We start from the raw sequence: 24,168 nt of genomic DNA, 5'->3' as shown, positions 1-24,168 counted from the left end.
GCTATTTGAGCCTTGCCTTGAGCGAGGCATCAGGAAAGCAGGTGGGGCGCAAGCCGTTCCTGGCCTGCCAGTCTCCGAGGGAGCGGCGGGTCTTGTATCCGGCAAGCCCATCGACCTTGCCGACGTCGTAGCCTTGAGCAACGAGCGCCTTCTGCATCGCCAGGACGTCTGAACGCAGCATCTTTCCGACATCGCCCCATCCTGCTTTGAAGGGCCCGCTGCCATAGGCGATCCGGTCCGCAAGATTGCCGATGAAGAGCGCATAGAGGTCGGAGTTGTTGTACTCCTTGATGACGTAGAAATTCGGGGTGACGATGAATTCGGGCCCGTGCCGGCCGGCCGGCACGAGCATCATGCCGTCGCGCTGCAGCTCTTCAGCCGGGAAGGCGCTGCCGGAAATGCGCTCGATGCCGGACCGGGCCCAGCCCGAGATGGGTTTGGCAAGATCCGGACCTTCCTGCGCGCAACTGACATCTGCGGGAATGGCAACCTCGAAACCCCAGTCCCGGTCCCGCTGCCATCCCTCCTTCGAAAGATAGTTGGCGATGGAAGCCAGGCTGTCCGGCACGGAATTCCAGATGTCACGGTGTCCGTCGCCATCGAAATCGACCGCATACTTCAGATAGCTGGATGGCAGGAACTGCGGCTGGCCGAGGGCGCCGGCCCAGGAGCCCATCATTCGCGCGGCGGAGATATCTCCGCCCTCGATCATGTGCAGGGCCGCGATGAGTTCGGAGCGGAACATGTCCTTGCGGGTGGACATGAAGGCTTTCGTCGCCAGAACCTCGACCGCCGGATGCGGAAGCTTTGCTCGGCCGAAACCCGATTCGCGGCCCCATATGGCGACTACGATCTCTCCCGGCACGCCATAGGCGGCTTCGATCTTCTTCAGCGTGGCGCTGTGTTGGGAAGCCAGGCTTCGCCCGGTTGCGGCAAGCCCCTGCAGGCGCTTTTCGGAGAAATAGGCGCCGGGTGAGGAGAACTCGGCCTGACTCTGGTCCTGGGCCTTGGGCGGCTGGCTGCCGGGAGGAACGAGATCGGGAAGATCCCAATTGAGCGACACGCCGCGGAAAGCCGCATTGAGCGTCTGCTCCGAGATGCCGTTCTTCTTCGCCTCGGCCGCAAGATCGCCGGCGATCCATCGCTGGAACTGGTTTTCCACCTCGGACCGGTTCTGCGAAAACGCGCAGAGCGGAGAGAAGATGATCAGGCCGGCAAGGGCCAATGCCAGTCTGCCCATGGTGTCTCCCTAGATCGCGGTCCGCGCTCTCAGCGCGGCCGTCAGCGTACCCTCGTCGAGGTAGTCCAACTCCCCGCCGACCGGCACGCCATGCGCGAGCCGCGTGATCTTCACGTCGAGGCCTGCAAGTTGATCGGTTATATAGTGCGCTGTGGTCTGCCCCTCGACCGTCGCATTGACGGCGATGATGATCTCGCGGATGCCGCCCTCGTTCACGCGCTCGATCAGGCCGCGGATATTGAGATCGTCCGGCCCGACACCATCGAGTGGCGAAAGCGTGCCGCCCAGCACGTGGTAGGCGGCGTTCATGGCGCCGGCACGTTCGAGCGCCCAAAGGTCCGAGACATCTTCCACGACGATGATGACCGACTGGTCGCGACGGAGATCGGTACATACCGTGCAAGGATCGGCCGTATCGACGTTACCGCAGCGGGAACAGACCTTGACCTTGTCGTAGGCGTCTCCCATCGCCTGGCCGAGCGGGCCGAGCAACTGCTCCTTCTTCTTGATCAGGTGGAGCGCGGCGCGGCGGGCGGAGCGAGGGCCGAGCCCTGGTACCTTTGCCAGCAACTGAATGAGTTTTTCGATTTCGGGACCGGTGACGCGCTTTGCCATGAAGCGCTTTTAGCTGATATCCCGCCGGAACGGAATCGTCAGAAGGGCCTCGCGGATGAAACTCACTGCCATTTGCCTCGGCCGGCCGGAAGTGCTTTCTGGCAAGAGCTACAGGACCGGCATCAACAAGATGGCCGTCAACGCGCCTATGATGGTGGATGCGGCGGGACTGGTGGGTGACGCGGTCTGCAATCGGAAGCATCACGGCGGGCCGGATCAGGCCATCCTGCTGGAAGGTTCGGTGACGCTCGACTGGTGGAGGGCGGAACTCGGCCGGGATCTGCCGGCCGGCACTTTTGGTGAAAACCTCGTGGTAAAGGGGTTGGACAATCGCGAGGTCTGCGTCGGCGACCGGTTTATCTTCAAGGAGGTGGTGCTCGAGGCGACGGCGCCGCGAATTCCCTGCGCCACCTTCGCCGCACGCATGGACGATCCGATGTTCGTGAAGCACTATATCGCTGCCGGCCGACCCGGCATCTATTGCCGGGTCATCGCCGGCGGGACGATCGCGGCCGGAGAGCAGGCGCGGCTCACGCCGCATGGCGGCGAGCGAGTCGCCGTTCGGGAACTTTTGACGTCCTATGGCAAACCGCTCGACGAGGCGCAGAAGGAGCGGTTTCTGAACGCGCCGCTTGCCGGGCGGCTGCGCGCCAGAATTCTCTCGGCCCGGATATTCTAGAAGGGCAGCTTCATGCCGGGCGGGATCGGCAGTCCGGCGGTCAGTTCCTTGGTCTTCTCCGCCGCCATCGCTTCCGCCTTCGCCTTCGCGTCCTGATGCGCCGCGATGATCAGATCCTCGAGGATCTCGACGTCGTCCTCCTTGAACAGCGACGGGTCGATCTTCAGCCCGAGCATCTCGCCCTTGCCGTTCAAGCGGACGCTGACGAGCCCGCCGCCGGACTTGCCTTCGACGTCGAGCGCGGCGATGTCCGCCTGCATCTTCTCCATCTTGGCCTGCATTTCCTTGACCTTGCCCATCATGCCCATGATGTCGCGCATCTGCCTGTCCTTCTCCTAGATCTCGATGTCGTCGCCGGGCAGGATGTCGCCCTCGTCCGATTCTGCCGCCGCGGGTACTGCCGCCTCGGCTTCTGCCGCATCTTCTTCCTGCATGCGGATGCGCACATCGGTGATGCGCGCTCCGGGGAATTGCGCCAGGATTGCCGCCACGTCGGGATCGGCGCGCGCGTCCGTCAACCGGGCTTCGCGAGCACTCGCATCGGCCTCGACGAGGGTCGGCTCCCCCGGCTCGCGCGAGAGGATCACCATCCAGCGGATCTCGGTCCACTCCTCCAGTCGCCTCTGCAGATCGCCGACGATGGATTTGGGTGCATCCGGTGAAAGGTTGATCTCGAGCCGTCCCGGCTCCAGCCTCACAAGGCGTACGAAGTTCCGCAACAGCGCCTTCAGCTTCGGGTCCCGGTTCCTGGAGCAAAGATCGGCGATATCCGAAAGCGAAGTGACCGGTACCTTGGGCACCGGCTTGTCCGCCGGCTGCTCCTCGATGCGGCCGACCGGCGCCTCCGGCCGTTCCGGCGAGGGGACGGCCTGCAGCATTGCGGTCGCGCCTCCACTGGGCACACGAGATGTGGCCAGCTGCGAGCCCCGCATCCCCGTCATCATCCCTGAAGGCGCTGCGGCCGATCCGCCGCCGGAGCTGCCGGGCGGGGCCGGGGAGACGCCTTGTGCGTTGCCGTCCGCCAGTTCCGCCAGACGGCGTGCCGCATCTTCCGGCGCAGGCAGGTGCGCCGCGTGCGTCAGGCGGATCACGACCATCTCGGCGGCGCCGGCGGGCCGCGAGGAATTCTCCGCTTCCGGAATCCCCTTGAGAAGCATCTGCCAGATGCGCGAAAGAGTGCTGACCGAGACGCGTCCGGCAAATTCCTGGCCGCGAAGCCGCTCGACTTCGCTCAGGGAGGGATCCTGTGTGGCTTCGGGAATGTACTTGAAGCGCGTCACGAGGTGGGTGAAGTCCGCAAGGTCGGTCAGCACCACGACGGGATTGGCGCCAGCTTCATACTGCGACGTGAACTCCGCCAGTGCGGCGGCCACGTCGCCCCGCACGATGTGTTCGAAGAGATCGACGATGCGGGCGCGGTCGGCCAGGCCCAGCATGCCCCGCACGGCCTCCGCCTCAACCCGGCCGCCGCCATGCGCGATCGCCTGGTCGAGCAGAGACAGCCCGTCGCGCGCCGAACCTTCCGCGGCTCGCGCGATCATCGACAGCGCCTCGGGCTCTACCGCGATGCCTTCCTTCTCGGCGATCGTGGAGAACAGGTGCACGAGATCGGCGGCGCTGATCCTGCGCAGGTCGAAGCGCTGGCAGCGAGACAGCACGGTAATCGGAACCTTGCGGATTTCGGTCGTCGCGAAGATGAACTTCACGTGCTCCGGAGGCTCTTCAAGCGTCTTCAAGAGGCCGTTGAAGGCCTGCGTCGAGAGCATGTGCACTTCGTCGATGATGTAGACCTTGTAGCGCGCCGAAACCGGGCGGTAGCGGACCTGCTCGATGATCTCTCGGATGTCGTCGATGCCTGTATGGGACGCGGCATCCATCTCGATCACGTCGACATGGCGGCCCTCCATGATCGCCTGGCAGTGCTCGCCGGCGACGCGCAGGTCGATGGTCGGCCGGTCGATTTCTGCGGTCTTGTAGTTCAGTGCGCGGGCAAGGATGCGGGCAGTCGTCGTCTTGCCGACACCGCGCACGCCGGTCAGCATGTAGGCTTGGGCGATGCGGCCGGTATCGAAGGCATTGGTAAGGGTCCGAACCATCGGCTCCTGGCCGACCATGAGGTCGGAGAAGTCCTTCGGCCGGTATTTTCGCGCCAGAACGCGGTAGCCGCTGCCGGGCGGCGGGAATGTCGTGGAGGTGGGCCCGGTATCGTTCATAAGTCCTGCCAGCCTGCGCGGGCCGTTCCAGCCTCTTGACCGGACCGGAAGCTGACCAAGATGGTAACCTCGAGGGTTGAAGGTGGGAGGCTGGCACGGCGACCCGTGCCGGGCTCGTTAGGGCTGCTTCCTTCCGGACCTGACCCGGTTGGCGAGTGGCTCGTCCACCACCAACCTCCCGCCGCACATATCGGCAATAACGTTCGCAAATGCAAGCCAAGCCTGTAAAAAACTGTTAGTCTGCGCGACAGGGAGAAACGCCGTTGAAGGACTTTAGGCTCGACGAGAGGCTCGAACGGGATTCGGAACTGGTGACGGTTCTGGGGCTGTGCCAGCTTCGGCTGATGAAGGATAGCCGATGGCCGTGGTTGCTGCTGGTGCCGCAGCGGCAGGCGGTCACCGAGATCTTCCAACTGACGCCGCTCGACCAGACCCTGCTGACCTTCGAAAGCAACACGGTCGCGGCGGCGTTGAAGAGGGTGACCGATGCTAGGAAGATCAATGTCGGCGCCCTGGGAAACATGGTAAGCCAACTGCACGTACACATCGTCGCAAGGTTCGAAGGCGATCCCAACTGGCCGGGCCCCATCTGGGGTTTCGGCACGGCGGAACCTTACCGCGACGATGCAAAGCAGAAGTTCCTCAAGACCCTGGTTGAAGCCCTCTGATGATCGCCTCGCTGTTCGATACCGATAGCCCCCATCCCGAACCCAGCAGCCTGACAGCCTTCTCCGGAAACAAACTGGACCGCCAGTCGGAATATCGCGAGGAAGGCTGCCTGGAGAAGGCCCTTGCGGTCGAAGGGGCGCATATCCTCGCATTCACCGGCAACAAGCTGATCCTGAAGCATGACGGCCAGATCCTCGATCCGCTCTTCGCGGCCTACGAACTGCCTGAGCTGAAGCCGGATTTCGACAATGCGGTGCTGCTCGGTTATCTCGAAACGGGGGAGCCCCGGATCGCGATGCCGGTCGGCATCCCGGCGGAAGACCTAGCCGCGCATTTCAAGCCCACCGAAGCGCGGGCGCTCTATCGCGACGGGCTTCTGGACGAGGAGCTTCTCGGGGAGGCGGCACAGGGCGCGGCGCTCATACACTGGAATGCCACGAACCGCTTCTGCGGCAAATGCGGGGCGCCGACAGAAAGCCGGATCGGGGGCTACCGGCGCGTGTGCAGCGCCTGCCAGCACATGACCTTCCCCCGCACCGATCCGGTGGTCATCATGCTTGCGGTGGATGCGGAGCAGGGCCGCTGCCTGCTCGGTCGCAGCCATCACTTCCAGGAAGGGATGTATTCTTGCCTGGCCGGTTTCGTGGAGCCCGGCGAGACGATCGAACATGCCGTGCGGCGAGAAACCTTCGAGGAGGCCGGCATAGAGATCGGCCGCGTACGCTATCATGCGTCTCAGCCCTGGCCGATGCCGCACTCGCTCATGATCGGCTGCTATGCGGAAGCAACCTCGACGGACATCAGGATCGATGAGCAGGAGATCGCCGACTGCCGGTGGTTTTCCCGCGGCGAGGTCGAGACCATGCTGGAGGCTCTGCCTGGCGGCGGCTTCTTCGCGCCGCCCAAGGGCGCGATCGCCCACCGCCTGATCCGCGACTGGATCGACTGGCCGAGATGACGGCTCAGGATCTCTGCAATGCCCCTCGCATGGGATGCCCCTTGTAGACCCCGAGGACGCGGACCTTCTCGGAGAAGAAGCGCAGTTCCTCCAGTGCCCGCCGCACCGCCGGATCGTCGGGATGCCCCTCGATGTCGGCATAGAACTGTGTGGCAACGAACTTGCCCCCCAGCTGGTAGCTCTCGAGCTTGGTCATGTTGATGCCGTTGGTCGCAAAGCCCCCCATCGCCTTGTAGAGGGCGGCCGGGATGTTGCGGACGTTGAAGACGAAGGTGGTGACGATGATCTCCGAGGGGTCGTCCCGCTTCGCCCAGTTTTCGTCGCGCGACAGCACCACGAAGCGGGTGACGTTGTTCTCGGTGTCCTCGACATTTTCTGCAAGAATGTCCAGGCCGTAGAGTTCTGCCGCAAGCCGCGGGGCAAGCGCCGCCATGGAGCGGTCGCCCGTCTCGGCGACGAGCTTGGCCGCTCCGGCAGTATCCCCGGCAACGACCGCCTTCCACCCGTTCGAACGGATGATCTTGCGGCACTGGCCGAGCGCGTGGATGTGGCTGTGTACGGTGCGCACCTCCTCCCGCGTCACCCCCAGCAGCACCATCAGTTGGAAGCGGATCGGCATGAAGTATTCGCCGATGATGTGCAGGCGGGATTCCGGCAGCAGATAATGGATGTCCGCGACCCGTCCGGCGATGGTGTTCTCGATCGGGATCATCGCCAGGTCCGCTTCGCCGCTCTCGAGCGCCACGAAGGCATCCTCGAAGGTGGGGCAGGGCAGCGGCTCCATGCCGGGGAACATATCGCGGCAGGCCATGTCGGAATTGGCGCCGAAATCACCCTGGAAGGCGATCCTGTTGGTCGTCTGGTTCATCGGGGAGGGCCTCAGGAGGAGTGGCTGGCGAGGATCGCGCGGGCCTTTTCAAGATCGGCCGGAGTATCGACACCGAGAGGAACCGAGTCAACGATCTCCACGTCGATGCGCATGCCGGCTTCCAGCGCCCGCAACTGTTCCAGCGACTCCCGCCTTTCCAGCACGGAAGGGCCGAGCGAGACGAAGCGTTCGAGAGCTGCCCGCCGATATGCATAGAGGCCGACATGATGGTAGAGGGGACCGCTGCCGTAGGGTGCGGTAGCACGCGTGAAATAGAGCGCCCGCAGCCGGGTTTCGGACAGCGGCGCGCCCACGACCTTCACCACGTTCGGATTGATCTTCTCGTGCTCGTCGGTGATCTCGACGGTGAGTGTGGCGATATCGGCCTGCCGGTTGTCCAACGGGCGAAGCGCCGCGCGCACGGCTTCCGGTTCGATCGTGGGCAGGTCTCCCTGGACGTTCACCACGACCTCGGCACGGCCGTCCGGATCCGCCTTCTGGAGCGCCTCGTATATGCGGTCGGAGCCGGACTGATGATCCTCTCCCGTCATCACCACCTCGAAACCCGCCGAGGCCACCGCGTCCCGTATGTCCTCATGGTCGACGGCGACGATGATTCGTCCCACATTCGCCTCCTGCGCGCGCCTTGCCACCTGAACGATCATCGGCAGGCCGCCGATGTCGGCGAGAGGCTTCCCGGGAAGGCGGGTGGAGGCCATCCGCGCGGGGATGAGGACCAGTGTCCGGTGATAGGCCAGGTCAGGCATGAAAAACCTTCGAAAGCGGCTTGATCAGTGTCAAAAAGTCTCACGCGCCGCCGTATAATCGTGTTGCAACGGCAATGCAAAAGACATAGGTTCCGCGCGATTTCAAGATGGCCCGCCTGTACCCCGGCGGTTGCAAGGGAGCGTTTGCAAATGAACTCGTACGTGAACATGGCGGTAGGAGCCCTTCTTGCCACCGTTTTCGTGATGATGACGGTTTCGATTGCGTCTGAAGGCATCTGGCATTCGGAAGCACCTGAACAGGAAGGTTTCGCCATTGTCGCTGCGGAAACGGGCGGGGAAGCCGGTGCCGCCGAGGAAGAAGCAGCAGTTCCGGTCGCGACGCTCCTGGCAAGCGCCGATGCAGCAGCCGGCGAGTCTTCTTTCAAGAAGTGCGCGAGCTGTCATACCGTCGAGCAGGGCGGCGCCAACAAGGTTGGCCCGAACCTGTGGAACATCGTGAACCGGCCGGTCGCATCGCATGAAGGCTTCAGCTACTCCGCCGCCATGAAGGACTTCTCCCAGGGCGGCTCGGTCGTCTGGGACTACGATCACCTGAACGGCTTCCTGCTGGCGCCGAAGCAGCATGTTCCGGGAACCGCCATGGGCTTTGCCGGCCTGAAGAAGGACGACGAGCGCGCCAACGTCATCGCCTACCTGCGCGGCCTCTCCGACAGCCCGGCTCCCCTGCCGGAAGCGGATGCGGCCGCTCCTGCAGAAGGCGAGGCTGCAGCCCCTGCGGAGGGTGCAGCACCTGCAGAGGGTGCAGCACCTGCGGCCGAGGAAGCCGCGCCGGCCGAAGGTGCAGCTCCGGCCGCGGACGCTCCCGCCGCTGCCGCCGAGCCCCCCGCTCCGGCTGCCGAAAGCACCGCTCCCGCAGCCGAGGCGCCTGCCGCCCCTGCCGCAGACGCCCCCGCCGCCCCCGCCGAGGAGCAGCCGGCGGCTGAAGGCGAGCCTGCGCCGGCCAACAACTAAACGGCAAGTCTCTTCCGAATGGAGAAAGAAGCCCGGCCTCGTGTCGGGCTTTTTTCATGTGCGGGTGCGCGGGATGCAGCGCCTCCTAGGCGAGGAGCCAGGCCCAGAAACTCACCGAGACGATGCCGAAGGCCGTCGTGACGCTGATGGTGGATGCAGCGATGTTCTGTCCGCTGCGGAACCGGTGGGCGATCAGCCAGGCGTTGATGCCAGTAGGGACCGACGACGTCAGGACTATCGCCGCCGACCAGGCGGGGCTTAGACCGAGAAGCTTTCCCATCAGGAAGACCGCTGCCGGTAGGAGAAAGAGCTTGAGGCCTGCGATCGCGGCCGTCAGTCCGATATTGCCCCGCACGGGATAGCGGGTCAGCGCCATGCCGATCGAGATCAGCGCGGCAGGGCCGGCGGCATTTGATAACTGGCCGACGACGGTGCCGAGGACAGGGGTAAGCGTCAGGCCGGACAGGTTGAAGGCGAGCCCGGCCGCCAGCGCGATGACCAGTGGGTTGCGGATGAGGTTCGAGCCGACCTGCAGGAGGATGGCCCTCAAGCTCCGCCGTTGGCCGCCATCGACGACGACCGAAGCCCGTTCCATCAGGATGGTGCCGACGATCATCATCAGAGGCAGATGGATGGCGAGCAGGATCGAAAGCGCCACCAGCCCGTCATCGCCGACGGAGCGGCCCACGAGCGGCAGACCGATGAAGACGTTGTTGGCAAAGGCGGCCGACATGCCAGCGATCACCCCGATCTTGTCGTCGCGCCCGAACACGTATTTCGCGGCCAGGTGACCTGCGGTCCATGTGACCGCCACGCCGGCGAAGTACGCGATCCAGAGGCGGAACGGCGAAACGCCCTCGAAATGCGTATCGGCAAGCGTGCGAAAGATCAGCATGGGCACCGCGATCTTGAAGACGAATTCTCCAAGCGCGTCGCCGGTTGCCTCATTGAGGATTCCGATCCGGGCGACGACCCAGCCCGTCAGGATCAGCAGGAAAACGGGAGCGACATTGACGAGGGTGGCGGACACGGGGCGAGGGTGCTTTCCTGAGATTTGGCGAGACGTCCTGACGACCTAGCCCAGATGAGGCCCCGTCACAAATGCGGAACGCGCAGAGTAGCTTTTCCGCAGGGATTACTCTCCTCGGCCTCTAGGGTTTTTCCTTCGCATGTGCGAGAACAGCCCACCACCATTCCGGCAAACAAAGGGGCTCGGCTGGATGTCCAGATATGACGTTCTCACGATCGGCAACGCGATTGTCGACATCATCGCGCGCTGCGAAGACAGCTTCCTCGGCGACAACGCCATCATCAAGGGCGCGATGAACCTGATCGATGCCGAACGTGCAGAACTGCTGTATTCCAAGATGGGACCGGCGGTCGAGGCATCGGGCGGATCCGCGGGAAATACCGCCGCGGGCATCGCCGGTCTTGGCGGCCGGGCGGCCTATTTCGGCAAGGTTGCCGACGATCAACTGGGCAAGATCTTCCAGCACGACATCCGCGCGCAGGGCGTACACTACGCGACCAAGCCGGAGGGAAGCAATCCGCCGACGGCCCGCTCGATGATCTTCGTGACCCCGGATGGCGAGCGGTCTATGAACACCTATCTTGGCGCATGCGTCGAACTCGGGCCGAACGATGTCGAGCCCGAGGTGGTCGCGGCCTCCGCCGTCACCTATTTCGAAGGCTATCTGTGGGATCCGCCCCGCGCGAAGGAGGCGATCCTCGAATGCGCCCGGATCGCCCATGGGGCCGGACGGGAAGTGTCGATGACGCTCTCCGATCCGTTCTGCGTGGACCGCTATCGCGCCGAATTCCTCGACCTGATGCGTTCAGGTACCGTCGATATCGTCTTCGCCAACAAGCAGGAGGCGCTCTCGCTCTACGAGACGGATGATTTCGAGCTGGCACTGAAAAGCATCGCCGCCGACTGCAGGCTGGCCGCCGTCACCCTCAGCGAGGAGGGCGCGATCATCCTGCGCGGACACGAGCGGGTGAAGATAGATGCCTATAAGGTCGAGGACGTGGTGGACACGACGGGTGCGGGAGATCTCTTCGCCGCCGGCTTCCTCTACGGATACACCCAAGGCCGCTCACTCGCCGACTGTGGCCGGCTGGGCTGCCTCGCCGCTGCGATCGTCATCCAGCAGATCGGGCCGCGTCCCATGGAATCGCTGCAGGAGGCCGCGATCCGGGAAGGGCTTCTGCAGAAGCTGGCGGTTACTTGAAGGCTTCGCCCGGATAGGCGCCCCAGATCTCGGCCTGGCTGACCCAGCCTTCCGCCCCGCCCGCCGTTGCCTGGCACCAGTCACCATTGCATTCGTGAACGGATATCACGACGCCCGGCTGGAGCTTGGCCACGACAGGGGCTGAAGCCTGGGGTTCGCGCCGCATGTTGACGAAGACATCTTCGCCCTTGCCGCGCATCCATGGCGCAGCCACGGCGGTTCTTTCGCCCGAAAGCAGCGCCTGGTTCACCCACCCCTCGGTGCCGTCTGCATCGCGCACGCGCCGCCAGTTGTCGTATTCCTGGATGATCTCCATCGGCGTACCCGATTTCAGGTACATCCAAGCGACGGCATAGTCCGTGCTGGGTCCGATCCGGATGTTCACCCGCTTCGATTTCAGGCTGACGAAGCGCGGGAGCGGGAGGCCGCTCGGTCCCTTGGTTCCCTGTGCCTGGACGGGCTCCTGGAACAGGATCGTTGCGGCTGTGGTCGCGAGAGCCACGAATGCGGTGAGGAATACGCTGCGCATGCGGTTACATCCGGAAATTCCGCGCCGCCATCGGGGCTGGCCGCGAGACCACGTCTTGCCGGGCGACAGTCCGTCTGCAGAGGTTTTGTTTGTCTTCGCTGACGGGTCTGGTAGAAACGCCTGGATGCGCCGATTATCGGCAATTTTGGTTAAGGACCTCTGAATACGACGCCATGACCGCGAAGAAGAAGCCCAAGGTCTACATCACCCGAAAGCTCCCGGACGCCGTGGAGACACGCATGCGGGAGCTCTTCGACGCGGAGCTGAATATCGACGACGCGCCACGCACGCGCGACGAGCTCGCGGCGGCTATGAAGACGGCCGACGTTCTTGTGCCCACCGTTACCGATCGGATCGATGAAGCGTTGATCGAAGGCGCAGGGTCGAACCTCAAGCTGATCGCCAGCTTCTCCAACGGAACCGATCACATCGATATCGACGCGGCGGCCCGTAAGGGGATAACCGTTACGAACACCCCGAACGTGCTGACCGAAGACACCGCCGACATGACCATGGCGCTGATCCTCGCCGTGTCGCGGCGGCTGCCGGAGGGTGCGCGGATCCTGACGGATAATCCGGGTGACTGGGCGGGCTGGTCGCCGACCTGGATGCTGGGTCGGCGCATTTGGGGCAAGCGTATCGGCATCGTCGGAATGGGGCGTATCGGCACGGCCGTGGCGCGAAGGGCAAAGGCATTCGGCCTTTCGATCCACTATCACAACCGCAAGCGGGTTCATCCGGCGACGGAGGAGGAGTTGGAGGCCACCTACTGGGACAGTCTCGACCAGATGCTGGCGCGCGTGGACATCGTTTCGGTGAACTGCCCTTCGACCCCCGCAACCTTCCACCTTCTTTCGGCACGGCGGCTTGCGCTGCTGCAACCCACGAGCCTGATCGTGAACACGGCGCGTGGCGATATCATCGACGAGGCGGCGATGATCCAACTGCTCCGGGAGGGAAAAATCGCCGGTGCGGGGCTGGACGTCTACGAGAACGAACCCGCGGTCAATCCGAAGCTGGTGAAGCTCGCGAACCAGGGGCGCGTGGTTCTGCTCCCTCACATGGGCTCCGCGACGATCGAGGGCCGTATCGACATGGGCGACAAGGTCATCATCAACATCCGCACCTTCTTTGACGGTCATCGCCCGCCGAACCGCGTTCTTCCCGGGCGCAACTGACTAGTCGAGCAGCTTTCGCATCTCGACGGAGGTGGCGCGACCGAAGCCGGGATGGGCGCTTTCGGTGGTCGTCGTGAAACCCCAGCGGACAAAGAGGGCGTGATTGTCCTTGAGCTCGACTCGCGTTTCGAGCCTCAACGCCCGAAGACCTCTGGCTCTGGCAACCTCTTCCGCCTTCGCCATCAGGCGTCGTCCGAGCCCTGTTCCCTGCAACTCGGGAGCAACCGCGAACTTTCCCAGATAGAGGCAGTCGGTCTCGGGAAGACAGAAGATGCAGCCTACGGGGACGCCTGCGGACGTCGCCACGAACGCAACTTCATCTCGCGCCTTCTGCGCCAGCAATGCCGGTGTGAGCCGATGAACCGACGAGGGCGGATCGATGACCCCGTCCATGTAGGCGAAGGACGACCGAATGAGATCCAGCAAGTCGCTCCACCGGCTGAAGTCGTCGTCGATCCGTACGATCTCGATCATTCTGCCGCAGCCGGGGCGGTGCGGCGCATATAGCGGATGGTGTCGAACCGCGCGGCGAGCGCGTCGTAAAGCATCAGGCGGCCGACGAGAGGGTCTCCCACGCCGGTTATGAGCTTGATGGTCTCCATCGCCATCAGCGTGCCGATCACACCGGGCAGCGCGCCGATGATGCCGGTCTCCGCGCAGGCAGGGATCAGGCCCTCCGGCGGCTTCTCCGGGAAAAGGTCGCGGTAAGTGGGGTTAAGGGTCCCGTCGCTTCCGGCTTCGTAGGGCTTGAGAACAGTGACGGAGCCGTCGAAGCGTCCCACGGCTCCGGTAACCAGCGGAATTTCCGCAACATGGGCCGCGTCGGCACAGGCGTAGCGGGTGTCGAAGTTGTCGGACCCGTCGACCATGAAGTCGAAGAGCGGCAGATGCAGCAGCGCCCATCCGGGCGAGAAGCGCTCCTCGAAGGTCAGCACGCGAACTGCTGGATTGAGGCGCGCCATATGGGCGCGGGCGCTCGCCGTCTTCGCCTCGCCGATCGTTCCGGTATCATGGACGACCTGCCGCTGCAGGTTCGAAAGCGAGACCATGTCGTCATCCATGATGCCGATCGTCCCGACCCCGGCCGCGGCGAGATAGAGGAGGACGGGTGCCCCCAAGCCTCCGGCCCCGATAACCAGAACCCTTGCATTCTTAAGGCGCTGCTGGCCTGCTCCCCCGATTTCCGGAAGCAGGATGTGACGACGATAGCGCTCGATGTCTTCCGATGTCAGCTGCATCGGAGGAGTCTAGCAGTCTTGCAGGCGCGTTGAAAGCAGCGGTCCCCTGCGGATACTGCCGCCGTCCACTTCGAGGAACTGCGCCCTTTCGCCGAGCGGGGAGAACATTGCGTCATCGGTACCCGTCATGAAGGCCTGCCCGCCCAGTTCGTGCACGAGATCGAAGAGCGCTATCCGCCGGCCTTCATCCAGGTGTGCGGCGATCTCGTCCAGGAGGAGCACCGGCGCAAACCCGGTCATGTTCGCGGTCAGGCGCGCATGGGCGAGGATGAGGCCGATCAGCAGGGCCTTCTGCTCGCCCGTCGAGCATCGCCCGGCGTCCATGTCCTTCTCGCGGTGGCGAACCAGGAGGTCGCTCCGGTGGGGACCTTCCAGGGTGCGGCCGGCCGCGGCATCACGCCCGCGGCCCTCGCGGAGCATGTCCAGGTATCGTTCCTCCAGTTCCGCTGCAGGCATGTCGCCCGCTGCGTCGAGAAAGCCTTCCAGTGCGAGGACGGGGGTGGGGAACGGTTCCTGTTGGCTCACGCTGGCGAGATGGCGCAGCAGGTCGAGCATTTCCCGGCGGGCCGCCGCCATCGAAATACCCAGCCCCGCCATCTGCGCCTCCACGGCGGAAACCCAAGCCGGATCGTACCGCCCTTCGGAGAGAAGCCGGTTGCGGCTGCGCATGGCCCTTTCGAAGTCGCTCGCGCGCCGGCCATGGCCGGGGTCGATCGACAGGACCAGCCGGTCGAGGAACCGCCGGCGGTCCGCCGATGGTCCGGTGAACAGCCCGTCCATCGCGGGGGTGAGCCAGAGGACACTCAGATGATCGGAGAGTTCTTCGGTGGATCTTGCGGGTGTGCCGTTGATCCGCAAACGCCGGGAAAGGCTGTCGCTGTCTCCGTCGATGCCGGTGCCCAACGAGACTTCGCCCTCCATGCCCTCGACCTCGGCAAAGACCGAGAAGCCGCCGGTTCCCCCGACGCGGCTCACCTCGCTCAGGACGGCGCGGCGCAGGCCTCGTCCAGGCGAAAGGAACGAGACGGCTTCCAGCAGGTTGGTCTTGCCTGCGCCGTTGTCGCCCGTCAGAACGACATGGCGGCCGTCGAGCATGAGCACCGCTTCCGGATAGTTCCGGAAGTCGGTCAGCTTCAGGCGGGAGAGGAATGCTTTCTGAACCATGGGTGTCCGCATCTGGTACCGATGAGCTAAGGGTTCTCTGCCGCGATGGCAAGCGCGGCCTTTCGCGCCGTAGGAGGATCTGCGGGGTGCGGAACTTTTCCGAAGATTGATAGTTTGTCGCGCGACATGCGCGGGCTCTTTCGCTATCCAAGGCGACCCCATGTCTCCCGGGAGGCTCTTTATGTTGACGAATGATGACTTGACGCCGGAGGAGGCCCGCCGGGACCACCTTGAGATGTTGCGGTTCCTGGCGGTCAACGCGCTTTTCGGCATCGGGCTCGGCATCGCCATCGCCGCAGCCTTGTGGTGGTTCAATCTCTACGGCTTGGGCACGCATATAGGCCGCTCGCGCACGCCGCTTCTGTCCTTCGTCATGGTGGCCGTACCACTTGCGCTGACCTTTGGCGGTGCTGTAACAGCCTCGGCCATCATGTTGATGCCCTATAAGCGGAAGAAGCAGCTCTAGCGCCTTCGCTGCAACGACCGGAAGGACCTGCCGTGGCCGATGTGGACGAGCGGATCATGCGCCTGGAAGAACTCGCCGCGCACCAGACCAAGGTGATCGAGGAACTGTCGGAACAGTTGGCCGAGCAGTGGGAGGTGGTCGAGCAGACGCGCGCCAAGCTCGATCGGTTGACCGAACGCTTCCTGCTTCTGGAGGAGACGTCGCTGGAAGCGCCGCCGATCACGCGGCCACCCCACTACTGACCTCGGAACCCGCGCGGCAACTCACTTGATCGACGTCAACTCCCGATCCTGACGGTGTGGTAGGAGGGCGCGAATGCCACTGCCGGCTTGCTCCTGTCGAAACTGATCATGCACGTTCTTTCCTTTTCTGCCGCCGTCCTTTTGTTGCTCCTGACCCCTGGTCCGACAAACACGCTGATGATGCTGGCGGGATACGGTCGAGGCTGGCGCGGCGCCCTCACGCTCATCGCAGCTGAACTGGCAGGCTATCTTCTGGTGATCGTGCCGGTTCTGCTTGTCGCGGCTCCTGCATTGGCCCTGTATCCATCGGCGCTGGTATGGGCGCGAGGCGTAGCAGCGGTCTGGGTTCTCTTCCTGAGCTGGCGCCTGTGGTATGCCGCAAACCGCCCGCCCGCCCCCGGCGGCGACCTGGACGGGTTGCGCGTCTTCCTGACCACCGCCCTCAATCCAAAGGCGCCGATCATCGCCCTCGTCATCATGCCGCAGATACCGTTCGTCGAACTCCTGCCGTGGCTTGTGCTGTTTTCCGGCTTTGTTGTCCTCGCGGCCAATCTTTGGCTGATCGCGGGAGCGCAGGCTGCCCGTGGTGCGGGGCGTAGGCTGGGGCCGGGCATCGTCCGAAGGCTGGCCGCGGCCGGCCTGTTCGGCTTTGCCCTGCTGCTTGCGTCCTCCTCGGTTCATGCCATGGCCTGAGACGGAAAAGGCGACGAATGCCGCCGCCTTTCCGGTTGAGGAGGGTGATCGAAAGACGCTATCCCTCGAAGAACTCCTTCATGCGCGCGAAGAAGCCGCTCGATTCCGGGTTGTTCTCCTTCGAGGAGATTTCCTCGAATTCCTGGAGAAGTTCGCGCTGCCGCTTCGTCAGTTTCTGCGGCGTCTCGATCTGGATCTGGATGTAGAGGTCGCCCGTCTGCGACGAGCGCAGCACCGGCATGCCCTTCCCCTTGAGGCGGAACTGCTTGCCCGGCTGCGTGCCTTCCGGCACCGTCACGCGGGACTTCGTGCCGTCCAGCGTGGCGACGTCGAACGTGCCGCCGAGCGCCGCCGTCGTCATGGAGATCGGCACGGTGCAGAAAAGATCCGCTCCGTCACGCTGGAAGAACTGGTGCGGCTTCACCGAGAGGAAGATGTAGAGGTCTCCCGATGGGCCGCCGCGCATGCCGGCCTCGCCTTCGCCCTGCAGGCGAATGCGCGTGCCGTCCTCGATGCCCGATGGGATGTTGACCGACAGCGAGCGTTCTTCCGATACGCGCCCCTGGCCGTGGCACTTGGTGCACGGATCGGTGATGGTCTGACCGCGGCCATGGCACGTCGGACAGGTCCGCTCGACGGAGAAGAAGCCCTGGCTGGCGCGGACGCGTCCGGAGCCGTGGCAGGTCCCGCAGGTCTTGGGCTGGGTGCCGGGCTTCGCACCGGAACCGGAGCACAGGTCGCAGGTAATCGATGTCGGCACGCGGATCTGCGCGGTCTTGCCGGTGAAGGCTTCCTCCAGCGTGATTTCCATGTTGTAGCGGAGGTCGGCGCCGCGTTCGCGTCCGCCCGAAGACCGGCGCGCCCGTCCGCCGCCCATCATTTCGCCGAAGATATCTTCGAAGATGTCTGAGAAGCCACCGGCACCGGCCGCTCCGAAGCCGCCTCCACCGAAGCCTCCGCCGCCTTCGAACGCTGCATGGCCGAAGCGGTCGTAGGCTGCACGCTTCTGGGGATCCTTCAAGGTCTCGTAGGCCTCGTTGATCTCCTTGAATTTCTTCTCGGCTTCCGCATCGCCCGGGTTCTTGTCCGGGTGATATTTCATCGCGAGCTTGCGGAAGGCACCTTTCAGCTCCTTCTCGTCAGCGGACCTGCCGACACCCAGCGTTTCGTAAAAGTCTGCTTTTGCCATGGAGGTAACGGCTCCCGAAAGGATTCCGGCTGCACGATGGCAGCCGGATGTCTAGTCGACCTTTTATCGTGCTTCGCCCAAAGGCGAAGCCTTAGGCCGACTTCTTGTCGTCCTTGATTTCCTCGTAGTCGGCATCGACCACGCCGTCGTCGCCCTTGCCGCCCTCGGAGCCCTCGGAAGCTTCAGCCTGCTGCGCCTCGTAGATCGCCTGGCCCAGCTTCATGGAAACTTCCATGAGCGTCTGGGTCTTGGCCTGGATGTCATCGGCATCCGGCTCGGACGCTTCGACCGCGGTCTTCAGGGAAGCGATGGCATCTTCGATCGCCTTGCGGTCGGTCTCGGAAACCTTGTCGCCGTATTCCTGGATCGACTTCTCGGTCGAATGGATCAGGCTTTCGGCCTGGTTCTTCGCCTCGACGGCTGCACGGCGCTTCTTGTCTTCCTCGGCATGGGCCTCGGCGTCCTTGACCATCTTCTCGATGTCGGCGTCGGACAGACCACCGGAAGCCTGGATGCGGATCTGCTGCTCCTTGCCCGTGCCCTTGTCCTTGGCCGAAACCTGCACGATGCCGTTGGCATCGATGTCGAACGTGACTTCGATCTGCGGAACGCCGCGCGGTGCCGGCGGAATGCCGACGAGGTCGAACTGGCCGAGCAGCTTGTTGTCCGCCGCCATTTCACGCTCGCCCTGGGAGACGCGGATCGTCACGGCCGACTGGTTGTCCTCGGCGGTCGAGAAGGTCTGCGACTTCTTGGTCGGGATGGTCGTGTTGCGGTCGATCAGACGGGTGAACACGCCGCCGAGCGTTTCAATGCCGAGCGACAGCGGGGTCACGTCCAGAAGCAGGACGTCCTTGACGTCGCCCTGCAGAACGCCGGCCTGGATGGCGGCACCCATGGCGACCACTTCGTCCGGGTTGACGCCCTTGTGGGGCTCCTTGCCGAACAGCTGCTTGACGGTCTCCTGAACCTTGGGCATGCGGCTCATGCCGCCAACGAGAACCACTTCGTCGATTTCGCCGGCGGTAACGCCTGCGTCCTTGAGCGCGGCCTTGCACGGTGCAACGGTCCGCTGGACGAGATCGTCGACCAGGCTCTCGAACTTGGCGCGGGTCAGCTTCATCGTCAGGTGCTTCGGACCGGAGGCGTCCGCCGTGATGAACGGCAGGTTGATTTCGGTCTGCTGCGAGGACGAGAGCTCGATCTTGGCCTTTTCGGCGGCTTCCTTGAGGCGCTGCAGTGCGAGCTTGTCGTTCTTCAGGTCGATGCCCTGATCCTTCTTGAACTCGGCCGCGAGATACTCGACGAGACGCATGTCGAAGTCTTCACCGCCAAGGAAGGTGTCGCCGTTGGTCGACTTCACTTCGAAGACGCCGTCGCCGATTTCAAGCACCGAGATATCGAAGGTGCCGCCGCCGAGGTCGTAGACGGCGATCGTCTTGCCGTCCTTCTTGTCGAGGCCGTAGGCCAGAGCGGCAGCGGTCGGCTCGTTGATGATGCGGAGCACTTCGAGGCCGGCGATGCGGCCGGCATCCTTGGTGGCCTGGCGCTGGGCGTCGTTGAAGTAGGCCGGAACGGTGATGACCGCCTTCTCGACCTTCTCGCCGAGGTAGGACTCGGCGGTTTCTTTCATCTTCTGAAGGATCATCGCTGAAATCTGCGCGGGAGAGTATCCCTTGCCCTGGGCCTTGACCCAGGCGTCGCCATTGTCGCCCTTGGAGATCTCGAACGGAACCAGGCCCTTGTCCTTTTCGACGGTCGGATCTTCGTAGCGGCGGCCGATGAGGCGCTTCACGGCAAAAAGAGTATTCGTGGGGTTGGTCACCGCCTGGCGCTTTGCCGGCTGGCCGACGAGGCGTTCGCCGTCTTCGGTGAAAGCTACCATCGAGGGGGTGGTGCGGGCGCCTTCGGCGTTCTCGATCACCTTGGCGTCCTTGCCGTCCATGATGGCGACGCACGAGTTCGTCGTACCGAGGTCGATGCCAATTACTTTAGCCATTTTTCTCTCTCCTTTAAGCGAACCGTCGGAACCCCGCTCAGGCATTCCGCTGACAGTTCCTCGACTGGGATGGTCTTTGTATACCTTGTTGCTGCAGCATGCGCTGCATCATGCGGCGTATATAAGGATGGGCATTTTGGACTGCAAGGCGGGTGTGCCTGCGGAGCTCAGCAAAAAAACACGCAAATGTGAATGAGCCTACTGTCCCATGATCAGGTCGTAGAGTGTGGTCTGTCGCGGCTCATAGCGGCCGCCGGCCACGCCGATCTCCGCGGGCGGCACAGGTCCGCCACCGATATCCGCGGGCGGCACGGGGGCCGCGGCATGATCGTCATATGGCCCGCGGTATTCGCGATAATCGCGGGGGGCAATATCGTCCGGGGGGAAGGCTTGGTCCTGGGTTGGCGCCGCTGGTGCATCCGGGTACCGGTCCCGCCCGGAGCCTCCGTGGAAAACACCGGAGATGATGTCGCCAATGGTCGTCGGCTCCTGCGCCGGCTCGGTCGCGGCGGGCGGAAGCTCGTAGCTGCCATGGCTTCCGAACAGAGGCGTTGGTGAGTAGCCCGCAAGCGCCTCGGACATGTATTCTTTCCAGGCCTTCGCTGGAAGGCCGCCGCCGGTGACCTTCTTCATGGAAGTGCCGTCGTCGTTGCCGAACCAGATGCCCGTGGTCATGATGCTGGTGTAGCCGACGAATAAGGCGTCGCGGAAGGACTGCGTGGTGCCGGTCTTGCCGGCGACCTGCCAGTCCTCCAGTCTCGCTGCCTTCCCCGTGCCGTCCTGGACGGCACGTGTCAGCATGCCGTTCATGGTCGCGACCACCGCTTCGCTCAGCACCCGCGGCGGGTTGTCATAGCTGCTCTCGTGCAGGACGTTGCCGTCCGTATCGAGAATGCGGCGCACGATGTGCGGCGTCGCCTTGTAGCCGCCGTTCATGAGGGGCGCATAGGCTGCCGTCAGCTCGACCAGCGGCACTTCCGACGTTCCGAGTGCGATGGATGCGTTCGGCTGCATTTCCTGTTCTATGCCCATCCGGTGCGCCAGGCTGACGACCTCTTCCGGTCCCACTTCCATGACCAACTGCGCGGCGATCGTATTCAGCGACTGGGCGAGCGCGGAGGACACCGTCACGTCGCCCCGATATTTCTGGTCGTAGTTCTCCGGCGTCCATTTGCCGATCCGCACTGGTGCGTCACTGCGTATCGAGTCCGGCCGGATGCCCGCCTCGAGTGCGGCCGCATAAACGAAGGGTTTGAAGGCGGAACCAGGCTGGCGCTTCGCCGTCACCGCGCGGTTGAACTGGCTTTGCGCGTAGTCCTTGCCGCCGACCAGCGCCCGAATGGCACCGGTTGCATCCATGGATACCAGCGCTGCCTGGCTGGCATTCTGCTTTGCGCCGTCGCCGTCCAGCGCGGTTGTCAATACTTCCTCGGCCTTCCGTTCCAGCGAAAGGTCGATCGTGGTTTCCACGACGATGTCGAGCTTCACCTCGCCGAGCAGCTTCGTCACTTCGTCCATCACCATGTCGGCCGCATAGTGCTCGGCGCCGGACCAGTAGCTGCGGGCCTTGGCCGGCGGCTGCGACATGGCGGACTTGATTTCATCCTCCGTGATGTAGCCTTCTTCCTGCATCGCATGGAGAACGACCTGGGCGCGCTCTTCGGCAGCCTCCGGATCCCGCGCGGGGGACAGTCGCGACGGCGCCTTCAGGAGGCCGGCAAGCAGCGCCGCCTCGCCCAAATTCACCTCGCGGGCCGACTTGTTGAAGTAGCGTCGGGATGCGGCCTCGACGCCGTAGGCGTTGGAGCCGAAGAAGACGCGGTTGAGGTACATGGCAAGGATCTGGTCCTTGCTGAACTTGTGCTCCAGCCAGAAGGCGAGCAGTACCTCCTGGATCTTGCGCTCGAAGGTTCGCTCGGGCGACAGGAACAGGTTCTTGGCGAGCTGCTGCGTGATCGTCGATCCGCCCTGGATCGGCTGTCCCGTCAGGTTGTTGACGAAGGCCCGCGTCAGTCCGAGCGGATCCACCCCGAAGTGCATGTAGAAGCGGCGGTCCTCGATCGCCATCACGGCCTGCGGGATGAACGGCGACATCTCTTCCAACGACAATGCCTCGCCGCCGGTCGCGCCCCGATTGGCGATCACGGAGCCGTCGGTGGAGACGATCTTGATGTTCGGCGGACGGTCCGGAATCGACCACGTGCTCGCGGCCGGCATCTGTGCTCCGTAGTAGAGCACCAGGCCGCCGACGCCGATGCCTGCCCATATGCCGAGGACGATGCACCAGTAGACGAGCCTGCGGAGCGGAGCGAAGCTCCGGCGCGCGCGGGCGGCCTTCTTGGCCCGTCGTGAAGCCGCAGGTCGTCCTTTGACTTTCGACGCGCGTTTCCCGGCATGGCTTCCGATGATGCGGTCGTCCTCGTCGAGCCGCAGTTCCTCCTCGTCATAGCCGTAACCCTCATCGAAGGACGGCTCCACCCTTTGCCGCGATTTGCCTCTGGCTGCCATGCCGGATCGGCACCCCCGTCTGCTGGCCGGCCGAAACCGACGTGTCCACACTCACCCGTTGTTCCGGTGGACTCTAAATGCGGCGATTTAAGGGGGTATTAAACAACAGAAGGTGAATTCCCTCGGCTTCGCAATGTCTTGAGGCTAGTGCGTTACCGCACGTTACCGCGCCTTCCGCGGCTGCGGGTTTCGAGCGCAGCGTGGGCTGTTTCGCCTGATGGAACTACTTCCGCTCCGATTGCCAGATTAGACGCCTTAGCTCGCTGCCGCGGTAGTCATCGCGCGCGTTCACATCGCGATCCGGACGATCAGGGCGGCTCCTGCTGTCACTATCCCGGCGTCGATCCCGCCCGTCATATCTTCGACGCCGGTCGTCATCACGGCGCGAATAGTGGCGCTCGTATCGATCCCGGCGATCACGGTCCCACCGATGATAGTTCCTGTAACCCGGTTCGACGCGCTCATATCTCAGGCCGGAATCGTAGGCCACGTAAGAACCAGTTTCGCTGACGCAGCCTGCCCCCATGAGGCAGATTAGACCGAGAGCCGAGGCAGTGGCTAGCTTCTTGATCATCTCAACATCTCCTTGGTGACAAGGAGATGGGATTCCGCCACCGCATGGCAATACCGAAGAGGTCGACGGTAACGGACGGCGTGAAGATTAGGGACTTGAGGCTAAGGGGGCATTAGCCGAGGAGGTCGGGCAGACATGGGGATAACGAGAGTCGGGAGGATGCAACTGGATATACTCAATCGTGATTTCCCCCTTCGCGGCTGCCGCACTAATCTGCCGACGCCACAAGCGAAGGAGAATGCCATGAAGACATTTCTCGTGACTGCGTCTGCATTCGGTCTCCTCACATCCGTTGCATTGGCCGAATGTGCCGGCCACTCCAAGGTGACGGCATCCAGGCAGGTAGATCAGGTTACCACGACGGCAAGCGTTGCTTCGGAAGATGAAGCGGTCCTGGTTGCCAAGAGGAAGGCCGGGGGAGAGCAGGCTGTAACGACTGAATAATCAGCCGCCGAATCGCTCCGTCAGCATCGGCCCAGCCGCCACTGGGAACAATGTCGGATTTCCCCCGTTCCGCCACAAGGAAACAGGGAGAGTCATGATGCCAAGTCGAAACCCCATTCCCAATCCGGCACCAGACACGCCGCGCGGTCCGACCTCGACACCCGGTATTCCCGACAGGACGCAGGGAAAACCGCCGTTGACGCCTGTTCAGAACCCGGGCGATACGAAGAACCCGCAGGATCCCAACCTCAACCCGGCGCTTCTGCCGATCGGGGATCCGGCTGGCGCAGCCTGAGGATTGTCCCGACATCCAACACCGGGGTATCGGAGCCCTGTAGCATTTCGCTAGCAGCGCTGAGGAGTGTTGCCGCACAAGTCTTGCACAAGCCCGCCTTCATAAAGCCAAAGTTTATACGATCAATCCGGTCTGTGGGACCGAGGGGCGTAGACTGAGTAAGGCCGCAACAGAGGGGAGCTTGGTGTGCCGACACAGATCGTTCGTAATCCGGTTGGTCCGGACCAGCTGAGCATGCTGCAGAAGGTCTTCGACCAGGCCTGTGTCGAACACAACATCAATAAATCCAGCCCGGATGGCGAAGCCCTGGCTCTGATTCTCGTCCATTCGATGCAGAAGGGCCTGAGTGAGCAGGATAAGCTGGAAGCGCTCGCGCATATCCTGGCGGAGAGCCGGGGCAACTGACCGAAAACCGGCAGCGGCGGAACCTATCCTGC

General features: G+C 63.6%; 27 protein-coding genes and 1 other RNA gene. 12 read left to right on the top strand and 16 right to left on the bottom strand.

Going from position 1 to position 24,168, the window contains the following annotated elements; translation table 11 throughout:
- Position 1: 1 nt before the first annotated feature.
- Entirely contained in the window at positions 2 to 1,240 is a 1,239-nt protein-coding gene (locus tag RTCK_RS05160) for a lytic murein transglycosylase (protein WP_142592008.1), read from the bottom strand.
- A 9-nt stretch (positions 1,241 to 1,249) separates the two neighbouring features.
- Positions 1,250 to 1,855: a recombination mediator RecR gene (recR, locus tag RTCK_RS05155; RefSeq protein ID WP_142522235.1), complete on the bottom strand. Its 606-nt coding sequence runs from the start codon at positions 1,853 to 1,855 to the stop codon at positions 1,250 to 1,252.
- 55 nt (positions 1,856 to 1,910) lie between these two features.
- Between recR and RTCK_RS05150 the strand changes: the two genes are divergently transcribed.
- On the top strand, positions 1,911 to 2,534 hold the full coding sequence (locus RTCK_RS05150; RefSeq protein ID WP_142592007.1) for an MOSC domain-containing protein: 624 nt from the start codon (positions 1,911 to 1,913) through the stop codon (positions 2,532 to 2,534).
- On the opposite strand, the gene RTCK_RS05145 is transcribed toward RTCK_RS05150, so the two are convergent.
- From RTCK_RS05145 to ffs, 3 genes are all read right to left on the bottom strand, one after another.
- Positions 2,531 to 2,854, bottom strand: coding sequence for a YbaB/EbfC family nucleoid-associated protein (locus RTCK_RS05145; RefSeq protein ID WP_142522234.1), 324 nt, complete (start codon positions 2,852 to 2,854; stop codon positions 2,531 to 2,533). The two genes, RTCK_RS05150 and RTCK_RS05145, sit on opposite strands and share 4 nt — an antisense overlap.
- Before the next feature lie 15 nt (positions 2,855 to 2,869).
- Positions 2,870 to 4,747 (bottom strand): DNA polymerase III subunit gamma/tau, encoded by a 1,878-nt coding sequence (locus tag RTCK_RS05140; protein WP_142592006.1) that lies wholly within the window; start codon positions 4,745 to 4,747, stop codon positions 2,870 to 2,872.
- An 82-nt stretch (positions 4,748 to 4,829) separates the two neighbouring features.
- Positions 4,830 to 4,926, bottom strand: an RNA gene (gene ffs / locus RTCK_RS05135) — signal recognition particle sRNA small type.
- 84 nt (positions 4,927 to 5,010) lie between these two features.
- Here ffs and RTCK_RS05130 point away from each other — a divergent pair.
- Positions 5,011 to 5,415 carry an HIT family protein gene (locus RTCK_RS05130; RefSeq protein ID WP_142522232.1) on the top strand — a complete coding sequence of 135 codons (405 nt, stop codon included), beginning with the start codon at positions 5,011 to 5,013 and terminating at the stop codon, positions 5,413 to 5,415.
- Positions 5,412 to 6,374 (top strand): NAD(+) diphosphatase, encoded by a 963-nt coding sequence (gene nudC, locus RTCK_RS05125; RefSeq protein WP_185927926.1) that lies wholly within the window; start codon positions 5,412 to 5,414, stop codon positions 6,372 to 6,374. Before RTCK_RS05130 ends, nudC begins: the two co-directional genes overlap by 4 nt.
- A 4-nt stretch (positions 6,375 to 6,378) precedes the next feature.
- On the opposite strand, the gene RTCK_RS05120 is transcribed toward nudC, so the two are convergent.
- A complete protein-coding gene (locus tag RTCK_RS05120; protein ID WP_142592004.1) occupies positions 6,379 to 7,242 on the bottom strand; it encodes a prephenate dehydratase in 864 nt (287 codons plus the stop codon).
- An 11-nt stretch (positions 7,243 to 7,253) separates the two neighbouring features.
- Positions 7,254 to 8,009: a 3-deoxy-manno-octulosonate cytidylyltransferase gene (locus tag RTCK_RS05115; protein WP_142592003.1), complete on the bottom strand. Its 756-nt coding sequence runs from the start codon at positions 8,007 to 8,009 to the stop codon at positions 7,254 to 7,256.
- 150 nt (positions 8,010 to 8,159) lie between these two features.
- Between RTCK_RS05115 and RTCK_RS05110 the strand changes: the two genes are divergently transcribed.
- Positions 8,160 to 8,981, top strand: coding sequence for a c-type cytochrome (locus RTCK_RS05110; protein WP_142592002.1), 822 nt, complete (start codon positions 8,160 to 8,162; stop codon positions 8,979 to 8,981).
- 85 nt (positions 8,982 to 9,066) lie between these two features.
- Here RTCK_RS05110 and RTCK_RS05105 read toward each other — a convergent pair whose 3' ends face one another.
- Complete coding sequence (locus RTCK_RS05105) at positions 9,067 to 10,011, bottom strand: AEC family transporter (RefSeq protein WP_142592001.1); 945 nt, start codon at positions 10,009 to 10,011, stop codon at positions 9,067 to 9,069.
- A 190-nt stretch (positions 10,012 to 10,201) separates the two neighbouring features.
- On the opposite strand from RTCK_RS05105, the gene RTCK_RS05100 reads away from it, so the two are divergent.
- Positions 10,202 to 11,212 (top strand): adenosine kinase, encoded by a 1,011-nt coding sequence (locus RTCK_RS05100; RefSeq protein WP_142592000.1) that lies wholly within the window; start codon positions 10,202 to 10,204, stop codon positions 11,210 to 11,212.
- On the opposite strand, the gene RTCK_RS05095 is transcribed toward RTCK_RS05100, so the two are convergent.
- A complete protein-coding gene (locus tag RTCK_RS05095) occupies positions 11,205 to 11,741 on the bottom strand; it encodes an SH3 domain-containing protein (RefSeq protein WP_142522225.1) in 537 nt (178 codons plus the stop codon). The genes RTCK_RS05100 and RTCK_RS05095 overlap by 8 nt on opposite strands.
- Positions 11,742 to 11,914: 173 nt before the next feature.
- On the opposite strand from RTCK_RS05095, the gene RTCK_RS05090 reads away from it, so the two are divergent.
- A complete protein-coding gene (locus tag RTCK_RS05090) occupies positions 11,915 to 12,919 on the top strand; it encodes a 2-hydroxyacid dehydrogenase (protein WP_142591999.1) in 1,005 nt (334 codons plus the stop codon).
- Here the strand turns inward: RTCK_RS05090 and RTCK_RS05085 are convergent, their stop codons facing one another.
- Genes RTCK_RS05085 through recF form a run of 3 tightly spaced genes read right to left on the bottom strand, consistent with a single transcriptional unit; the run spans position 12,920 to position 15,321 of the window.
- Entirely contained in the window at positions 12,920 to 13,390 is a 471-nt protein-coding gene (locus RTCK_RS05085; RefSeq protein WP_142592115.1) for a GNAT family N-acetyltransferase, read from the bottom strand.
- A complete protein-coding gene (moeB, locus tag RTCK_RS05080; protein WP_142591998.1) occupies positions 13,390 to 14,157 on the bottom strand; it encodes a molybdopterin-synthase adenylyltransferase MoeB in 768 nt (255 codons plus the stop codon). The genes RTCK_RS05085 and moeB overlap by 1 nt, the downstream gene beginning before the upstream one ends.
- Positions 14,158 to 14,166: 9 nt before the next feature.
- Positions 14,167 to 15,321: a DNA replication/repair protein RecF gene (gene recF / locus RTCK_RS05075; protein ID WP_142591997.1), complete on the bottom strand. Its 1,155-nt coding sequence runs from the start codon at positions 15,319 to 15,321 to the stop codon at positions 14,167 to 14,169.
- Positions 15,322 to 15,502: 181 nt separating this feature from the next.
- Between recF and RTCK_RS05070 the strand changes: the two genes are divergently transcribed.
- The 3 genes from RTCK_RS05070 to RTCK_RS05060 all read left to right on the top strand — a co-directional run bounded on the left by RTCK_RS05070 (position 15,503) and on the right by RTCK_RS05060 (position 16,722).
- Positions 15,503 to 15,787 carry a hypothetical protein gene (locus RTCK_RS05070; protein WP_185927917.1) on the top strand — a complete coding sequence of 95 codons (285 nt, stop codon included), beginning with the start codon at positions 15,503 to 15,505 and terminating at the stop codon, positions 15,785 to 15,787.
- Positions 15,788 to 15,819: 32 nt separating this feature from the next.
- Positions 15,820 to 16,029 carry a SlyX family protein gene (locus tag RTCK_RS05065; RefSeq protein ID WP_142591996.1) on the top strand — a complete coding sequence of 70 codons (210 nt, stop codon included), beginning with the start codon at positions 15,820 to 15,822 and terminating at the stop codon, positions 16,027 to 16,029.
- 108 nt (positions 16,030 to 16,137) lie between these two features.
- Positions 16,138 to 16,722, top strand: coding sequence for a threonine transporter RhtB (locus RTCK_RS05060; protein WP_142591995.1), 585 nt, complete (start codon positions 16,138 to 16,140; stop codon positions 16,720 to 16,722).
- A 58-nt stretch (positions 16,723 to 16,780) separates the two neighbouring features.
- Here the strand turns inward: RTCK_RS05060 and dnaJ are convergent, their stop codons facing one another.
- From dnaJ to RTCK_RS05040, 4 genes are all read right to left on the bottom strand, one after another.
- Positions 16,781 to 17,911, bottom strand: a complete 1,131-nt coding sequence (gene dnaJ, locus RTCK_RS05055) for a molecular chaperone DnaJ (RefSeq protein WP_142522218.1) — start codon at positions 17,909 to 17,911, stop codon at positions 16,781 to 16,783.
- A gap of 91 nt (positions 17,912 to 18,002) precedes the next feature.
- Entirely contained in the window at positions 18,003 to 19,910 is a 1,908-nt protein-coding gene (gene dnaK, locus RTCK_RS05050) for a molecular chaperone DnaK (protein ID WP_142591994.1), read from the bottom strand.
- 198 nt (positions 19,911 to 20,108) lie between these two features.
- The gene (locus tag RTCK_RS05045) at positions 20,109 to 22,418 is read right to left on the bottom strand and encodes a transglycosylase domain-containing protein (protein WP_142591993.1); all 2,310 of its coding nucleotides are present in this window, start codon (positions 22,416 to 22,418) and stop codon (positions 20,109 to 20,111) included.
- 288 nt (positions 22,419 to 22,706) lie between these two features.
- Positions 22,707 to 22,883: a hypothetical protein gene (locus RTCK_RS05040; RefSeq protein ID WP_185927916.1), complete on the bottom strand. Its 177-nt coding sequence runs from the start codon at positions 22,881 to 22,883 to the stop codon at positions 22,707 to 22,709.
- A 352-nt stretch (positions 22,884 to 23,235) separates the two neighbouring features.
- Between RTCK_RS05040 and RTCK_RS05035 the strand changes: the two genes are divergently transcribed.
- The 3 genes from RTCK_RS05035 (at position 23,236) to RTCK_RS05025 (ending at position 24,136) form a co-directional block, all read left to right on the top strand.
- Positions 23,236 to 23,436: a hypothetical protein gene (locus RTCK_RS05035; RefSeq protein ID WP_142591992.1), complete on the top strand. Its 201-nt coding sequence runs from the start codon at positions 23,236 to 23,238 to the stop codon at positions 23,434 to 23,436.
- Positions 23,437 to 23,530: 94 nt separating this feature from the next.
- Positions 23,531 to 23,731, top strand: a complete 201-nt coding sequence (locus tag RTCK_RS05030; protein ID WP_408004506.1) for a hypothetical protein — start codon at positions 23,531 to 23,533, stop codon at positions 23,729 to 23,731.
- Positions 23,732 to 23,917: 186 nt separating this feature from the next.
- The gene (locus RTCK_RS05025; RefSeq protein ID WP_142522212.1) at positions 23,918 to 24,136 is read left to right on the top strand and encodes a hypothetical protein; all 219 of its coding nucleotides are present in this window, start codon (positions 23,918 to 23,920) and stop codon (positions 24,134 to 24,136) included.
- Positions 24,137 to 24,168 lie beyond the last annotated feature (32 nt).

Origin of the sequence: Pseudorhizobium endolithicum (assembly GCF_902153245.2) — a bacterium.
GTDB lineage: Bacteria > Pseudomonadota > Alphaproteobacteria > Rhizobiales > Rhizobiaceae > Neorhizobium > Neorhizobium endolithicum.
The sequence above is the reverse complement of the archived record's forward strand: the minus strand, read 5'-3'. Positions and strand labels throughout refer to the sequence as shown.

Bases quoted from the DNA above. Each gene is read 5' to 3' on its own strand.
- RTCK_RS05115 (WP_142592003.1), bottom strand. From the start codon at position 8,009: ATGCCTGACCTGGCCTATCACCGGACACTGGTCCTCATCCCCGCGCGG.
- RTCK_RS05030 (WP_408004506.1), top strand. From the start codon at position 23,531: ATGATGCCAAGTCGAAACCCCATTCCCAATCCGGCACCAGACACGCCG.
- RTCK_RS05045 (WP_142591993.1), bottom strand. From the start codon at position 22,418: ATGGCAGCCAGAGGCAAATCGCGGCAAAGGGTGGAGCCGTCCTTCGAT.
- RTCK_RS05070 (WP_185927917.1), top strand. From the start codon at position 15,503: ATGTTGACGAATGATGACTTGACGCCGGAGGAGGCCCGCCGGGACCAC.
- RTCK_RS05040 (WP_185927916.1), bottom strand. From the start codon at position 22,883: ATGAGCGCGTCGAACCGGGTTACAGGAACTATCATCGGTGGGACCGTG.
- RTCK_RS05160 (WP_142592008.1), bottom strand. From the start codon at position 1,240: ATGGGCAGACTGGCATTGGCCCTTGCCGGCCTGATCATCTTCTCTCCG.
- moeB (WP_142591998.1), bottom strand. From the start codon at position 14,157: ATGCAGCTGACATCGGAAGACATCGAGCGCTATCGTCGTCACATCCTG.
- RTCK_RS05090 (WP_142591999.1), top strand. From the start codon at position 11,915: ATGACCGCGAAGAAGAAGCCCAAGGTCTACATCACCCGAAAGCTCCCG.
- RTCK_RS05145 (WP_142522234.1), bottom strand. From the start codon at position 2,854: ATGCGCGACATCATGGGCATGATGGGCAAGGTCAAGGAAATGCAGGCC.
- RTCK_RS05060 (WP_142591995.1), top strand. From the start codon at position 16,138: ATGCACGTTCTTTCCTTTTCTGCCGCCGTCCTTTTGTTGCTCCTGACC.
- RTCK_RS05110 (WP_142592002.1), top strand. From the start codon at position 8,160: ATGAACTCGTACGTGAACATGGCGGTAGGAGCCCTTCTTGCCACCGTT.
- recR (WP_142522235.1), bottom strand. From the start codon at position 1,855: ATGGCAAAGCGCGTCACCGGTCCCGAAATCGAAAAACTCATTCAGTTG.
- recF (WP_142591997.1), bottom strand. From the start codon at position 15,321: ATGGTTCAGAAAGCATTCCTCTCCCGCCTGAAGCTGACCGACTTCCGG.
- dnaK (WP_142591994.1), bottom strand. From the start codon at position 19,910: ATGGCTAAAGTAATTGGCATCGACCTCGGTACGACGAACTCGTGCGTC.
- RTCK_RS05035 (WP_142591992.1), top strand. From the start codon at position 23,236: ATGAAGACATTTCTCGTGACTGCGTCTGCATTCGGTCTCCTCACATCC.
- RTCK_RS05140 (WP_142592006.1), bottom strand. From the start codon at position 4,747: ATGAACGATACCGGGCCCACCTCCACGACATTCCCGCCGCCCGGCAGC.
- RTCK_RS05095 (WP_142522225.1), bottom strand. From the start codon at position 11,741: ATGCGCAGCGTATTCCTCACCGCATTCGTGGCTCTCGCGACCACAGCC.
- RTCK_RS05150 (WP_142592007.1), top strand. From the start codon at position 1,911: ATGAAACTCACTGCCATTTGCCTCGGCCGGCCGGAAGTGCTTTCTGGC.
- RTCK_RS05120 (WP_142592004.1), bottom strand. From the start codon at position 7,242: ATGAACCAGACGACCAACAGGATCGCCTTCCAGGGTGATTTCGGCGCC.
- dnaJ (WP_142522218.1), bottom strand. From the start codon at position 17,911: ATGGCAAAAGCAGACTTTTACGAAACGCTGGGTGTCGGCAGGTCCGCT.
- RTCK_RS05100 (WP_142592000.1), top strand. From the start codon at position 10,202: ATGTCCAGATATGACGTTCTCACGATCGGCAACGCGATTGTCGACATC.